The 14,230-nt window shown below is 43.5% G+C and carries 12 protein-coding genes; 6 read left to right on the top strand and 6 right to left on the bottom strand.

Annotated features, from left to right (window positions below; genetic code table 11):
* Nucleotides 1-324 precede the first annotated feature (324 nt).
* Nucleotides 325-1,287, bottom strand: a complete 963-nt coding sequence (locus ABWW58_RS03235) for a D-2-hydroxyacid dehydrogenase (protein WP_353867800.1) — start codon at nucleotides 1,285-1,287, stop codon at nucleotides 325-327.
* Nucleotides 1,288-1,546: 259 nt separating this feature from the next.
* Between ABWW58_RS03235 and ABWW58_RS03230 the strand changes: the two genes are divergently transcribed.
* Entirely contained in the window at nucleotides 1,547-2,656 is a 1,110-nt protein-coding gene (locus ABWW58_RS03230; protein ID WP_353867799.1) for an iron-containing alcohol dehydrogenase family protein, read from the top strand.
* 37 nt (nucleotides 2,657-2,693) lie between these two features.
* Here ABWW58_RS03230 and ABWW58_RS03225 read toward each other — a convergent pair whose 3' ends face one another.
* The 3 genes from ABWW58_RS03225 to ABWW58_RS03215 form a co-directional block, all read right to left on the bottom strand.
* Nucleotides 2,694-3,824: an NADH-dependent flavin oxidoreductase gene (locus ABWW58_RS03225; RefSeq protein WP_353867798.1), complete on the bottom strand. Its 1,131-nt coding sequence runs from the start codon at nucleotides 3,822-3,824 to the stop codon at nucleotides 2,694-2,696.
* A gap of 96 nt (nucleotides 3,825-3,920) precedes the next feature.
* Complete coding sequence (locus ABWW58_RS03220) at nucleotides 3,921-4,679, bottom strand: exodeoxyribonuclease III (RefSeq protein WP_353867797.1); 759 nt, start codon at nucleotides 4,677-4,679, stop codon at nucleotides 3,921-3,923.
* 14 nt (nucleotides 4,680-4,693) lie between these two features.
* Nucleotides 4,694-6,487, bottom strand: coding sequence for an ABC transporter substrate-binding protein (locus tag ABWW58_RS03215; RefSeq protein WP_353867796.1), 1,794 nt, complete (start codon nucleotides 6,485-6,487; stop codon nucleotides 4,694-4,696).
* 131 nt (nucleotides 6,488-6,618) lie between these two features.
* On the opposite strand from ABWW58_RS03215, the gene ABWW58_RS03210 reads away from it, so the two are divergent.
* Together ABWW58_RS03210 and ABWW58_RS03205 are read left to right on the top strand one after the other, a co-directional pair.
* Nucleotides 6,619-7,884, top strand: coding sequence for an MDR family MFS transporter (locus ABWW58_RS03210; protein WP_353867795.1), 1,266 nt, complete (start codon nucleotides 6,619-6,621; stop codon nucleotides 7,882-7,884).
* A gap of 27 nt (nucleotides 7,885-7,911) precedes the next feature.
* Complete coding sequence (locus ABWW58_RS03205) at nucleotides 7,912-8,469, top strand: ATP-binding protein (RefSeq protein ID WP_353867794.1); 558 nt, start codon at nucleotides 7,912-7,914, stop codon at nucleotides 8,467-8,469.
* Between the two features lie 58 nt (nucleotides 8,470-8,527).
* On the opposite strand, the gene ABWW58_RS03200 is transcribed toward ABWW58_RS03205, so the two are convergent.
* On the bottom strand, nucleotides 8,528-10,000 hold the full coding sequence (locus ABWW58_RS03200; protein WP_353867793.1) for a nicotinate phosphoribosyltransferase: 1,473 nt from the start codon (nucleotides 9,998-10,000) through the stop codon (nucleotides 8,528-8,530).
* 346 nt (nucleotides 10,001-10,346) lie between these two features.
* On the opposite strand from ABWW58_RS03200, the gene ABWW58_RS03195 reads away from it, so the two are divergent.
* The 3 genes from ABWW58_RS03195 (at nucleotide 10,347) to ABWW58_RS03185 (ending at nucleotide 12,926) form a co-directional block, all read left to right on the top strand.
* Complete coding sequence (locus ABWW58_RS03195; RefSeq protein WP_353867861.1) at nucleotides 10,347-10,871, top strand: phosphatase PAP2 family protein; 525 nt, start codon at nucleotides 10,347-10,349, stop codon at nucleotides 10,869-10,871.
* 144 nt (nucleotides 10,872-11,015) lie between these two features.
* Nucleotides 11,016-11,825 carry a sugar-phosphatase gene (gene yidA, locus ABWW58_RS03190; RefSeq protein WP_353867792.1) on the top strand — a complete coding sequence of 270 codons (810 nt, stop codon included), beginning with the start codon at nucleotides 11,016-11,018 and terminating at the stop codon, nucleotides 11,823-11,825.
* A gap of 105 nt (nucleotides 11,826-11,930) precedes the next feature.
* Nucleotides 11,931-12,926: an asparaginase gene (locus ABWW58_RS03185; RefSeq protein ID WP_353867791.1), complete on the top strand. Its 996-nt coding sequence runs from the start codon at nucleotides 11,931-11,933 to the stop codon at nucleotides 12,924-12,926.
* Between the two features lie 95 nt (nucleotides 12,927-13,021).
* Here the strand turns inward: ABWW58_RS03185 and ABWW58_RS03180 are convergent, their stop codons facing one another.
* The gene (locus ABWW58_RS03180) at nucleotides 13,022-14,200 is read right to left on the bottom strand and encodes an MFS transporter (RefSeq protein WP_353867860.1); all 1,179 of its coding nucleotides are present in this window, start codon (nucleotides 14,198-14,200) and stop codon (nucleotides 13,022-13,024) included.
* Between the last annotated feature and the right edge of the window lie 30 nt (nucleotides 14,201-14,230).

Genomic DNA, 14,230 nt, shown 5'->3' with positions numbered 1-14,230 from the left:
AAAACCGGGCAAAAAGCGCCCGGTCCTTAATCTCCAGCCATGTGTGATGGTTTTGTGTCTTTTCAGTGCTGAATCGCCGCTTCGGTTACTCGCTTGCCGCGGGCGCACCGCGAGCCTCCTCAAACAGGCAGAAATCTGCGGGGTCTCGCCGGCACCTAATCCCGCAGGCGCCCTCGTACCTCCGCTTTGATTCTCGGCCAAGACACTGGTCTATTGGTTTGAAAACGTGCAAAATAATAAACTTTCTTTACTTGCAAAAAAAAGTCTCCGCTTACGCGGAGACTTTACGATGTTTCTTCTATTGATTACTAGAGCTGCTGATCATTAATAGCCAATACTGCGATCCACACTATTTTCCAGCTGTTGTCCGTTGCTGAATTTTTCCAGGTTTCTTATGATCAAGTCTGTTCTTTTCTTATATTTCCCCGGACCGGCACCTAATGAATGTGAGGTGATCAAGACATTGGGAAGATCCCATAGACGACTTTCTTTCGGAAGCGGTTCTTGAGCTGTAACGTCAAGTGCCGCTCCTCCGACTCTGCCCGATTCCACGGCTTCAATCAAAGCATTCTCATCTACTGTGCCTCCGCGTCCGACATTAATAAAAATAGTGCCTTTTTTCATGTAATTAAAGTACGTTGTATTAAACAATTGTTCCGTTTCCTTAGTTAAGGGAAGTACATTAATAACAAAGTCCGACGCACTCAATACCTCTTTAAACTTGCTCAAATCGAAAACGGCGTCCGCGTCCTTCGGTACCTTACCTGCCGTTCTTTTTACTGCAAGTATCCGTGCACCGAACGCTTTTAAACGATGCGCGATTTCCGAACCAATGTCACCATAACCAATTATCGCGACTGTTGATCCGTCAATTTGCAAGCAATGATCACTTAAATTCCAGAGATGGCGTTCCGTTTGTCGTACGTATAGTGGCAATTCTCTTGTCAAAGCAAGAACCAGCGCTATGGTGTGCTCTGCGCCTAATACACCAAAAACACCGCTTGAATTTGTGAGAATCACATCATTCGCAAGGTCAGGATGGCGCGCAAAATGATTCGCTCCTGCACTTGGGAGCTGCAGCCAGCGCAAATGCGGCATCTTTTGAAGCAATGCACTTGATGGTCCGCCAATGAACGCCACTGCATCCTCAATCGACACATTTTCCGGAATGGTGTCATTCATTAGTTCAACAAATTGAAACTGGTTCATATAGTTCTCTTTCAGCTGCTTTAATTCAGCTTGCGGCAAATAAAACTCATCATCGAAACCGAAAACAATCTTCTTCAACTGCAATCACCCGTCTTCCTATCTTAATCATTCACCTATAAGTATAGTGAAAACGAAAATCGATAGCTATTTAAAGGCTCGATCAGTAGTTGAATGAAAACGATACTAATTTTGCATTATTAAATAGTGAATTTCACTAGAGTTTTCAGTCTGTTTTCATTGACAGAATAGGCAAAAAACGACTAATATATAGTTCACGACTTGATCGCTTTTATAATTAGCTGCTTAGGAAAAGGTACGTATTAAGGAGAGAATGCAAATGGCACTTCAATTAGTATCAAGAATCGCTCCACAAGAATACATTTCAGAAGTTGGTGCGTATGATCGACTTGTATCCGCACTCAAAGCTCGTTTCATCAAACGTGTTCTTTTTCTTCATGGAACAAAATCAATGGCGAAGGCGGCTGCCTATCTGCCTGATCTTTCAAAACAGGGAATTAAAGTTGTTGATGTTGTTTTTAACGGTGAATGTTCAAAAAATGAGATTCAGCGAATGATTGACTTGATAAAAAACGAGAAGCTTGACGCGATCGTTGGTCTTGGCGGTGGAAAAGTATTAGATACCGCAAAAGCTGCCGGATATAAAGCCGGAGCTGTTCCCATTATTTTGCTTCCAACGATGGCAAGTAATTGTGCCGCATGGTCCTGCCTATCCGTATTGTACAAAGATGACGGCGAATGCATCGGTCACGAAATTTATCCAACGCAAACGAGCCTCGTCCTCATTGACCCACGTGTGATTTTAGACTCGCCAATCGACTATTTCGTTGCCGGCGTAGCAGACACCATCGCCAAGTGGTATGAGTCCGACCTGCTCTTGCAACAAGCAGATCGTAAAAGTCTGGCTCTTTTCTTCTCCCGCGAGGCTGCGCGGCAATGCCTTGAAATCCCCCTGAACTACGCAGAGAACGCCATTCAAGACATGCGAGACGGCAAGCTCTCCGATGATTGGATTCAGGTCATGGAAACTAACATTATGGCTAGCGGTCTTGTTGCGGGATTTGGTGATGAATACGGACGCGCGACGGCTGCTCACGCGGTGCACGACGCGTTGACAATCAGGCAGGAAACCCATCATTTGCTTCATGGCATCAAGGTTTCGTATGGCGTTATGGTTGAGCTCGTGATTGAAAAGAACTATGCGGAAATGAAACGTCTGCTTCCTTTCTATCGAGCGCTCAATCTCCCAGTTACTCTCGGAGATCTCTCTTTAGGAGGATTGACCAACGATGAGATTCGAGAAATTGCCGTAGCGGTATTAAAGCCAACATCGCTCATCCATATGCATCCAATGAAATGTACCGTTGATACGGTTTATCATGCGATCATTGAATTGGAAGAATGGGCAAATCAGAATGCGATTAAATGAGCAAACAGGAGCGAATGAGTTATCCGCTCCTGTTTTTTTATTCACTCTTTTCAATTGGGAACCAGCCGCTTCGCGTGGTGATGATCGACCATAAGCGATCCGGAACAACGAGTTCACGCTGCGCGCTTAGATCAAGCGCGCTTTTGATTAGGTCAATCTTACCTGTGCGAACCTTCTCCGTCCAATCGGGATCAATAATCGCCTCACGACCAAGTGCGATCAGATCGGCTCCATCGCCTAATCCGGAAACAGCCTGATCAGGAAAATGAATTCCGCCAACGGCAATCAATGGAACTCTGCCGTGTATATGTGCGGACAACTGATGGACGATTGTTTGGTCATCTGATTGGTGTCCGTGAGGCAAGGAGCTGATGTCACCTTGAGAAACATGTAGGTAATGGACACCATGTTCGATTAAACTGTCCACAAGCTTCAAGGTATCCTGCAAATCATAGCCTTTATCATGAAACATCTCTTCAGGAGAAAATCGGTAACCGATAATGAACGAATCATCTGCATATGTCTGCGCAATAGAGCGCACCTCATCAAGAATCGCAATGGGAAAGCGCAGCCGTTTCTCAAGGCTGCCGCCCCATGCATCCGTCCTCTTATTAAAATGTGCGGAAACAAATTGCTGAATTAAATAATGATTGGCTCCATGAATTTCAACGCCGTCAAATCCCGCTCGAATGGCTTGCCGCGCGGCGATCCCGTATTCTTCGATGACTGTTTCGATCTGTTCTTCAGTCATTGATTCAGGTACTTGATTCGGATCCGAGTAGGAAGGTACAGCGCTCGCGCTTAACGTTTGTCCGAAGAGCGTCCATTCTTTTTTTGCTTCGCTTCCCCCATGGTGAATTTGGAGAATCGCTTTAGCTCCTCCGGATTTCATTGCTTTTGCCATTTTTTTCAATCTCGGCAGTACAGCATCATCAAAGGCGATGAACTGCCGATCAAAGGCAACTCCTGTTGGAGATACAGCAATACACGCAGAGATGAAGAGACTGGAAAGTCGCGCGCGCCGCTCGTAATAAGCGATTTCTTGATCGGATACCGTTCCATTGATATTGCCTGACCAAGTAGTCATTGGAGCAATCGCCAACCGATTATCTAAACGTACGCCATTTGGTAATTCTAGTGATTGAAATAAAGGATCAAAGGCACTCATGAACAACAGTCCTTCCATTGTTATGTTTTTTCTCTCTCAAATAAAGATAGCCGCACTAAAACTTATTAAGTTTCATCTTCCCGCATGTCTTCCGTATTATTCACTCAGTTCGAGTTCGACCGGGCAATGATCCGAACCGATGACATCCCGAAGAATTTTCGCGTCAACGATTTGACTTTTCAACCGCCGAGAGGTAACGAAATAATCAATTCGCCATCCAATATTTCTCTGTCTGGCATTGAATTGAAACGACCACCATGAATAGGCACCTGTCTGTTCCGGGTAAAGCGAGCGATAACTATCAACAAAGCCATTGTCTAGCAACGTAGTAAAATCATCACGTTCTTGCTGAGTAAATCCGGAGTTGCCATTGTTATTTTTAGGATAAGTCAAATCAATCTCCTGATGGGCGACATTCAGATCCCCGCAAAAAATGACCGGTTTGATTTGATCCAAACCCTTTATGTAATTGGTGAATGCAGCCCCCCACTCAAGCCGGTATCCTAGTCTCGTCAGATCACGCTTCGCATTAGGTGTGTAGACAGTGATTAGGAAATAGTTCTCGTATTCAAGCGTTATTAAGCGTCCTTCTTGATCATGTTCTTCAATGCCCATCCCATAGGTTACATTCAAAGGTTCATTTTTTGTAATGATCGCTGTGCCAGAATAGCCTTTGCGAACCGCATCATTCCAATATTGATAATACCCGGGCGTATCAAACTGAATCTGATCCTGATGCAGTTTCGTTTCCTGAATACAGAACGCATCGGCTCCGGTTTCCTGCAGCCATGCGTACACATCCATCTTTCGTTGTAATGCGCGAAATCCGTTAACATTCCATGAGATAAATTTCATTGTATTCTCCTTAATCAGTCATGTTCCTGCACTATGTCAGGTTTAATCCATAATTTACTGAAATCAGCCCAACCGAACGCATTAAGCCGAATACCTTCCAAAGCCGAATGAAACGTAATTTCTCGGCAGTTGTGATACATAAAGATTAGTAGTTTTTCATCCTTTAAATAGTCTTCAAGTTGATGAAAGACTCTGCACTTTTCCGCTTGATTGCTTACTTGAAGAAATTGATCAATGAAAAGGTCAATCCGATACGCTTGTTCGTCATTGATCATTCGTCGAATTAAACTGCTCTCATCCCGAAACAAGTGAGCGATACCAAGTTCGATATTTTCTTCCAGTACCTCTCCGCCGAGTACCAAATCCGCATCCTGAATAAGCTGCTCACTATAGAAATCGGTCATCGACAATGGATAGATTTCAAAAACAATTCCGCTTTGAGCTGCTCGTTCCTGAATCCATCGCGCATCCATTTTCACTGGATGGTGGTCAAAATAGTAGAATTTAAGCATCTCCCCATCATAATGACTGCGGGAAAGACATTGCTTTACTTGATCATCTGTAACAGTTGGGCGCAGCGATTCTCCTGACTCCATTTCAAGAAAACTAGTCGCGATTCGGGTGCGGTTGCCGCCTAGTACACGAATCATCGCTTGACGATCAATGAGCAGATCGATTGTCTTTCTAAACCAGTAATCCTGCTGCGGCCCTCTTTTTTTAAAATTAAACATGATATAATTGCTTCCAATATCCTCATGAATTTCCTCATGAATGGCCGACTGTCGCTGCGTATTGGGGACATCATAAATTTTCTGCGAGCTGATCAGATCAGGTGCATAATAGAGTTCAACGCGATTCAACAATGCACGTACGCTGAAATAATCGGCAAAACGATCAAGAACAAGCTGCTGACTCGTGTATTTTACGATTTTAAAAGGCCCTGTTCCAATGATATGCTTTGGATCAAACCCAACATCGGCAGAAAGGATTGCAAGATTTAATGAACTAAAAAAGAGCAAAGCCGGTGTCGGTTCGGTAAAAGCAATCGTAAACACATAAGGATGAACTGCTGAAACATGGCTCATTGATCGAAAATACCATCGGCACGGCACTTGATTCGCCGGATTGCAGATACGCCTAATGGTGAATAATACGTCTTTAGAAGACAATTCTTTGCCATGATGAAAGGTAACTCCCTTGCGAAGATAGAACGTCCACTTCTTTCGATCTGATGACGCCTCCCATGAATGAGCGAGATGAGGCACAAATGTATTCGACTCTAGATTATAGTTTACTAAACAATCAAATAGCTGCCGAGCAATATGAGATTCACTGGTGATTGCGGCAAAAGCGGGGTCTAGAGTCGCTAACTGCCTCCTCATCGGAATACGAAGAATGTCGCGTTCATGCGTTTCTTTTTTTTCCGTTTGATACCCAAATTCCTGTGTTATCCTTTTGTAGCAATGATCCGCCAAGGATTCTGGTAATGCGTGTGATTGAATGAATTTAAGCGCTTTATCTAATTGTTGCGTTTGAACAAGCGTGCTGATCTGCTCATCAACGAACAGATCGAGCTCCTTTAGAAATAAGATCTGTGATTTATTTCCACGCCCTAATCCGCTCGTCCAACGAATCCAATTCAGATCTTCCATTTTGTGAATGACCAGCTTCGCGTTGCGTTCCGAGCAGAAAAAGACAGCTGCACATTCACTGATACTTGCCTCCACTTGCTTTTGAAATCCATGAACTTTAGCTAAGTACAGCTCTGTATAATAATCGATCGCATTCACTCGATCACCCTCTTTCATTCCCTGGCTCCATTGTACTCGACTTAGTTCATAAAAAAGGGGAAATTAATTATTCTATTCTACACTTTTTTCATGATTTATTTTATAGAACAATAGTCATACAGCTTCACAATCACTAGGAGATGACCGAGATGAACACATTCATGGAACTGCATCCCAATATTAGAATTAGGCTTCTGACCTCTTTCATTTCGCGATTCGTTGGAAATATGGTTTTCCCGTTTATGGCGATCTACTTTGCGAAGGAATTCGGTACAGCCATGGCCGGTTTTCTTTTACTGCTCAATGTCATCGCTTCATTGATCACAAGCTTTTTTGGTGGCTACATTTCCGATCGCTTCGGAAGAAAGCAGGTCATGATCCTTGCACAAGGGATTCAAATTGCTGCGTTTACCATCATGTCCGCGGTTAACTCACCTTGGATCCTGTCACCGGGAATCACGTTCGCGATGATGCTGCTTCAGAGCATCAGCAGCGGTTTAATGAATCCGGCTGCAGAAGCAATGCTCATTGACGTAAGTACCAAAGAAAATCGGCAATTTATGTACAGTGTCAACTATTGGTCGGTCAATCTTTCAATCGCCGCCGGCACGATTATCGGCGGTTTATATTTTAACAGCCATCGATTCATGCTGTTTGTCATTTTAGCGTTGACTTCAGTTTTTGTTTTTGCACTGCTCGCTTTTTTTATACACGAAAGCCATCGTCAGAGTTCGACGCAAAACCAGGCGACATCTGTAGTTCAGCTCTTAAGAGATATGGGAAAGAGTTACAAAATCGTTACGTTGGACCAACGTTTTCTTGTCTTTTGTCTCGCTCATCTGCTGATCCTCTCGCTTGAATTTCAAATGAACAATTATATTGCGATTCGGCTTTCACAAGAATTTCACACACTAATCCTGAACCAATCCGTTAACGGCCTGAAATTGCTCAGCTGGCTGCGCGTGGAAAACACACTGCTCATTGTCGTTTTCACTTTGGTTGTCAATCAATGGATGAAGCATTACCGCCCGAATCATGTCCTCTTCGTCGGTCTTGTCCTGTATAGTTCAGGTTATATAACACTCGCATTCAGCAATCATTGGCTGTTGCTCGCGTTTATGCTCCTTGTATCTTCCTTGGGTGAACTTATGTATGTGCCGAACTGCCAAACCATGCTCGCATCAATGGCTCAGGAAAATGTACGTGGCGCATATATGGCTGTTTACGGACTTGTTTTTCAAGGGGCAAAAATAATGGGTTCGCTCGGTGTTATCATCGGCGCGTTTCTCCCTTCCTATGGAATGGCGATTCTCTATATCCTCTTCAGTTGCACCGGTATTTACTGCTTTTATCAATCGATCCACATGAAGCGCGGACATCGCAAACAAAAACCAGTTCAAAATGTAACCTTATAAAAGTTTATTAAAGCTGGAGGAATGGTGATGAATTTTATCCTTCTTTTCGGACCGCAGGCTGTAGGAAAAATGACTGTCGGCAAAGAACTAGCAAAGATAACTGATCTGAAGCTCTTTCACAATCATATGACCATTGATTTACTTGTCCCCTTGTTTGGTTTTACGCCGGAGATGTGGCGACTTTGCCACATGTTTCGAAAGGAAATTTTCAAATCGGCTGCTGCAAGCGGCATGAATGGCATCATCTTCACAACCGTATGGGCATTTAGTGAACCCGAAGACTGGACGCATGTCGATGAAATGTGCCGAATTTTCCGTGCGGCAGGCGCGACGATTTTCTTTGTTGAATTGGAAGCAGATGTCAACGTGCGTCTGGAACGAAATCGAATGCCGGACAGACTTGCGGAAAAACCGACCAAGCGCAACATTAAGCAATCTGAGCAAAATTTACTTGAATCAATCGGTCACTATCGTTTGAATTCTCAACCAGGTGAAATAAGAGAAGCAAATTATTTAAGGATTAACAACACAAATATGAGTGCGGCACAAGTTGCGCAAAAGATAAAAAACACGTTCCATTTGTAATCAATAAAAAAAGCCCCGGTGAAGCGGCAGTCCGCTTCCCGAGACTTTTTTTATTGATTTACTTACCGCTGAATTCCTCTGAATAACTATTCAACAGATTATGTTTGGCATTCCAAACATTCCAAGAAAGATCCACGAAGTATTGGTGCGGATTTTCAAAACGCAGCACTTCCGCCCATTGACGTTGTACCTGTTCCTGTGCAAATTCACGTATTTCCCTAACGGAAGGATTCTGATAACACAGTTTACCATGATTATAAATCTGTTTCCGAAGCAGCTCCGCCTTGTAGCGTTTCAGTCTCTTCTTTTTCCATGTAAACACAGGGTCAAATAAAGTAAGTGGTTTTGATTCATCAATCGTCTCCGAATCGTCGCAAATCAAATCGGCAATCGCTTTATCCGCATCTTTATCATAAATGCGATAGATCTTCTTGAATCCTGGATTCGTAATTTTTTCTTCATTTTCACTAATTTTAATTCGAGGAATAATCTTGCCGTTCTTCTCAACAGCGACCAGTTTGTAGACGCCGCCAAACACCGGTTCCGAACGCGCGGTAATCAGCCGTTCGCCAACGCCAAAAGAGTCGATCTTCGCGCCTTCAGCAAGTACATCTTTAATAATATGTTCATCAAGTGAATTCGAAATGACAATGACCGCTTTCGGGAACCCGGCGTCATCCAAAGCTTTTCTGACCTTTCTCGTCAGATAGGTAATGTCCCCGGAATCAATTCGGATACCCAACGGCTCATGGCCTTTCTCCCGTAATTCCTTAAAAACCTGAATCGCGTTCGGAAGACCCGATTTCAGGACATTGAACGTATCGATCAGAACAAGACATTGATCCGGATAGGCATTTGCCCAAGCCCGAAATGCTTCCAGTTCACTGTCGAAAAGTTGAACCCAGCTATGCGCCATTGTTCCGGATACCGGAATATCAAACATCATCCCTGCCAGCGTGTTAGCCGTCGCCGCACATCCGCCAATCACCGCCGCTCGAGCGCCATAGATCGCGCCATCATAGCCCTGTGCGCGTCTAGAACCGAATTCCATAACGGGCCGATTTCCGGCAACGCGGCAGATTCGATTCGCCTTCGTCGCGATCAGCGTCTGATGGTTAATCGTGACAAGAATCATCGTCTCCAAGAGCTGTGCTTGAATAGCCGGCCCTTTTACAGTCACAAGCGGTTCATTTGGAAATACCGGATAGCCTTCGGGAATTGCCCATACATCACATGAAAATTTGAATGTTGAAAGATAATCGAGAAACTTCTCTGAAAAGGTATTTGTTGAGCGCAAATAATTAATATCGTCTACAGTAAACCGGAGATTTTCGAGGTATTCAATCAGCTGCTCCACTCCGGCCATAACACAATAACCGCCGCCGTCAGGAACTCTGCGGAAATACATATCAAAATAAACAATCTGGCCGCCTACCCCTTCTTCAAGATAGCTGTTCCCCATTGTTAGTTCATAAAAATCAACCAGCATAGTGAGATCTCGGTCATTTCTCACGTCAAACCTGGATTCCATGGTCTCGTTTCCTCCAATGTGTCGTTTATGTATTTTCTAAGGGATATATTGAATCGAGTATACTATTGACGAACAATCTTGTAAACTGTGGCTCAATTTTAATATTCTGGGCCGATGTCGCTATACTAAGAACTAAGTGCTCAAATAGTTGCCCTGCAAAATAATTTAACGCAATCTTTAGCATGGGTTTATGTTTTCTCAATAACGATACATTACTATATAATAATAGAAGAAGCACATTGAATTGATCAAAAAATGAAGACCATTGTCGAATAGATATCGTGGTAACACCATTTGATAAAGACTGGACGCGTGCTCCATTAGGAGGTGACTAATCGTGCAACCCATGAATGAACTATATGAAATGGAATGCCGTATTTTCAGGAAAATTAATCAGCATTTCGAACGGAAAATGTGGAATGCATATTTTCGAACCATTACTAATATCGGCGGCGCCGTATTGGAAATATTGCTCGTTTTATTTCTGTTAATCTTTGCACATGGGCAGTTACGTTTGACTGCCGTCGCATGCGCAGTGTCCTTAGCACTCAGCCATATTATCGTTCAAATTTTTAAGAAATGCTTTCCAAGAAAACGTCCTTATTTAATTCTTAATGGAACGAACCATCCAATTAACGCATTACAGGATCACTCATTTCCATCGGGGCACACTACTGCAATATTTTCAGTTATTATACCACTTATTCTGCTTCACCCGTCGCTATGTCTGATTTTGCTCCCTGTGGGATTCAGCGTCGCTGTTTCACGCATCTTCCTCGGATTGCATTACCCGTCAGATGTCTTAGCGGGCATGCTGCTTGGCAGCGTTACAGGCTATATTTGCTTCTTGAAAATTGTCCTGCCGTTCTAACCCCATAGACATGCAAAGCAGCTGATCAAAATTGATCAGCTGCTTTGTTTTTGCAATTTATCCGGCAAAATAAGTCGCCACTTCTTTCCTCTGGTGAGCAGACGGTTGTATACTTGGAGGAGATCAAAGTTAGGAGGGGAAATCGTGATAAAACTGATTGCTATCGATCTGGATGGAACATTGCTCGATGACAAGAAACAAATATCCGATCGAACACAGACTGCATTGAAAGCAGCCAAACAAAAAGGGGTTAAAGTTGTTTTATGTACTGGTCGGCCGCTTCTCGGGATTGAAAGCTATTTGAAACTTCTCGGACTTACTGATAAAGGAGATTTTGCGATCACATACAATGGCGGACTCGTGCAGCAAACGCATTCAGGTGAGGTCATCTCCGAGAAAATTTTGACACGTGACCAGCTTCTCTCAATCTATGATCTGAGCCGGGAGCTTGACGTGCCCATGAACTTCATCGATTTGAAACAGGTCTACTGCCCTCCCTACCCTGAAAGCAAGCCATCTTTATATGGCCAGATCATGAAGGCGCTTCCTTTCACTGATATTAAGATGGATCGCATTTCTGACTCGTTCAAAGCAAACAAAGCAATTTTCTGCGTGAGCCAAAAGATATTGGATGCTGCAATCAGTCAAATTCCATCTAGCTATTATGATCGTTTTACAATTATGAAATCCCGACCGTTTTTACTTGAAATCCTGAACAAAGAAGTGGACAAAGGCAAAGGCTTGCAAGCGCTCGGCGGATTCCTCGGGATTGCGTCTGAGGAAATGATGACCTTGGGTGATGAAGAAAATGACTTGGCAATGATTGACTATGCCGGCCTAGGTGTTGCGATGGGAAACGCAATCGAGCCTCTGAAACGGAAGGCACAGTTTGTGACACGAACTAATAGAGAAGACGGTGTTGCCTACGCAGTGGAAAAATTTGTATTGAACTAAACAATCCTCCATTTTTGATACCTGCCAAAGGTATCTTTTTTTCTTCACGGAAGACGTAAATGCCAGTATAATAAAATTATTACGTTCTGAAATGGGGAAGATTTTTTGAAGAAAATTCTTGTTTTGGCGACCGGGGGCACCATCGTTTCAACCGTACAGCAGAACGGACTTGCTCCCGGTCTTACCTTGAATGAGCTCGCTCATTATTTTACAGATCATCACCAAATAGATACGACAATCTCTTTTAAAATATTAATGAATAAGGACAGCACGAATATGCAGCCTGAAGATTGGTTAACGATCGCGCGTGCTATTCAAGCGAATTGCGATAAATTCGATGGTTTTATCATTACACACGGAACAGATACAATGGCTTACACTGCCTCAGGTCTTTCCTACTTGCTTCTCGGAATCGATAAGACAGTCGTGATTACCGGATCGCAGATACCTGTAAGTTTTAAGAAAACAGACGCAACTAAGAATATCAAAGACGCACTCACCTTTGCTGCGCATTCTGATCTACCCGGAGTGTTTGTCGTTTTCGACGGAAAGGCAATTTTGGGAACACGCGCCATTAAAATGAGAACAAAGAGCTATGATGCGTTCAAAAGTGTCAATTTTCCATATATCGCTTCGATCAGTGATGGTAAGATCACGGTGGACTATCGGCCGCAACTTGAATCCATACCGTTCCAAAGCAAGATGGATCTCTGTCCCGATGTTTTTTTATTGAAGGCATTTCCTGGTCTAACGCCTCAATTTTTCGATTTTATAAGTGAACACACAAAAGGATTAATTATCGAAAGTTTCGGAAACGGTGGACTTCCGTTTGAGCAACGTGACCTTGTTTCCGGCGTTCAAAAACTTGTTCAGAGTGGTTTGCCTGTTATCATAACCACGCAATGCCTCGAGGAAGGACAGAATATGGCCCTGTACGAAGTGGGTAAAAAGGTTTCTGAAGCCGGTGGAATCACTGCCGGTGATATGAATACCGAGGCAATTGTCGCCAAGCTCATGTGGATTCTCGCAGATACATCCGAACCGGCGGAAATTAAACGCAGACTTCAAACACCGATCGCGCACGATCTAAGTTACGTATAAGGTTCTACATTTTATTCCCAAACGAAAAAAATCGCCCCCATAGTGTAGGAGCGATTTTTTGATTTAACTATAGTTCTTTGAATGACGCATTTCCATTAATTGCAAAGTTCTTTTCTTGAAATGTATTTATTATCCAATGTAAAGCTCCACATACTCATGAAAGCAGCCACTAGAACCATTAATGCACCAATCCATGTTGTGTTGATCAGTCCAATATGCGTAACAACTTGTCCCCCAATCAAGGATCCAAGCGCTACGCCACCATTGAATGCCGAGATGTTGATCGCTGAAGCAACATCCACACCTTCTGGAACAAGCCGTTCAGCCAGGACAACAGCATATAACTGCAGTCCAGGCACATTCATAAAAGCAAATAGTCCCATGAGAACGACCGTAAGCACACCTAACGTTTTAAACGGAGCTGTGAAGAATAGACTAAATAGTGCCACCGCCTGAAAAAAGAACATGTAGATTAACGCTTTCATCGGGTTATTATTCGATACTTTGCCGCCAAATGTATTTCCGACAGCAATGGCAACACCGTAAACAAATAAGATCAAGGCAACAGAGGTTGGTGAGAACCCTGTGACCTTCTCCAAAAGTGGCGATAGGTACGTGAAAACAACAAATGTCCCACCGTAACCAAGCGCCGTGATCGCAAATACAAGTAACAGCGGTCCGGTTTTGAGCAGTTTAAATTGATCCCTGAATTTCATGCTCGGCGACTTCTTCAAGTTTGACGGAACGAGCAGACCGTTTGCAATCAGCGCAAGAAGGCCAATCGCGACAATAATGATAAAAGCAGCTCTCCAGCCGAAGGTCTGCCCGATGAACGTACCAATCGGAACCCCAGTAACTGTCGCCAGAGTGACACCGGTGAACATAATTGCAATCGCACTTGCTCGTTTATTCGGTGCCACAACATCCGCTGCAATTGTCGATCCGATCGACATAAACACGCCATGTGCGAATGAGGAAATGATTCTGGCAACCAGCAGCATACTGATGCTCACCGCACCTGCCGCAAGTGAATTGCCAATGATGAAAACGACCATAATTAAAATCAGCAATGCCTTTTTTGGAATTTTCACAGTTAATGATGTCACTACTGGTGCGCCAACCGTAACACCAAATGCATAGAGTGTCACCGTCAAACCAGCCAATGAATAGGAGACATTGAATTCCTTCATAATTAACGGGAGAAGACCTACGCTGATAAACTCCGTCGTGCCTATAGCGAATGCGCTGATTGCCAAAGATATTAATGAAAACATACTTCTTTTTGTTGTCAAAATAATAACTCC

Origin of the sequence: Sporolactobacillus caesalpiniae (assembly GCF_040513385.1) — a bacterium.
In the GTDB taxonomy this organism is placed as follows: Bacteria; Bacillota; Bacilli; order Bacillales; family Sporolactobacillaceae; genus Sporolactobacillus.
Note: the sequence above shows the minus strand (reverse complement) of the source record. Positions and strands in the feature narration are given on the sequence as shown.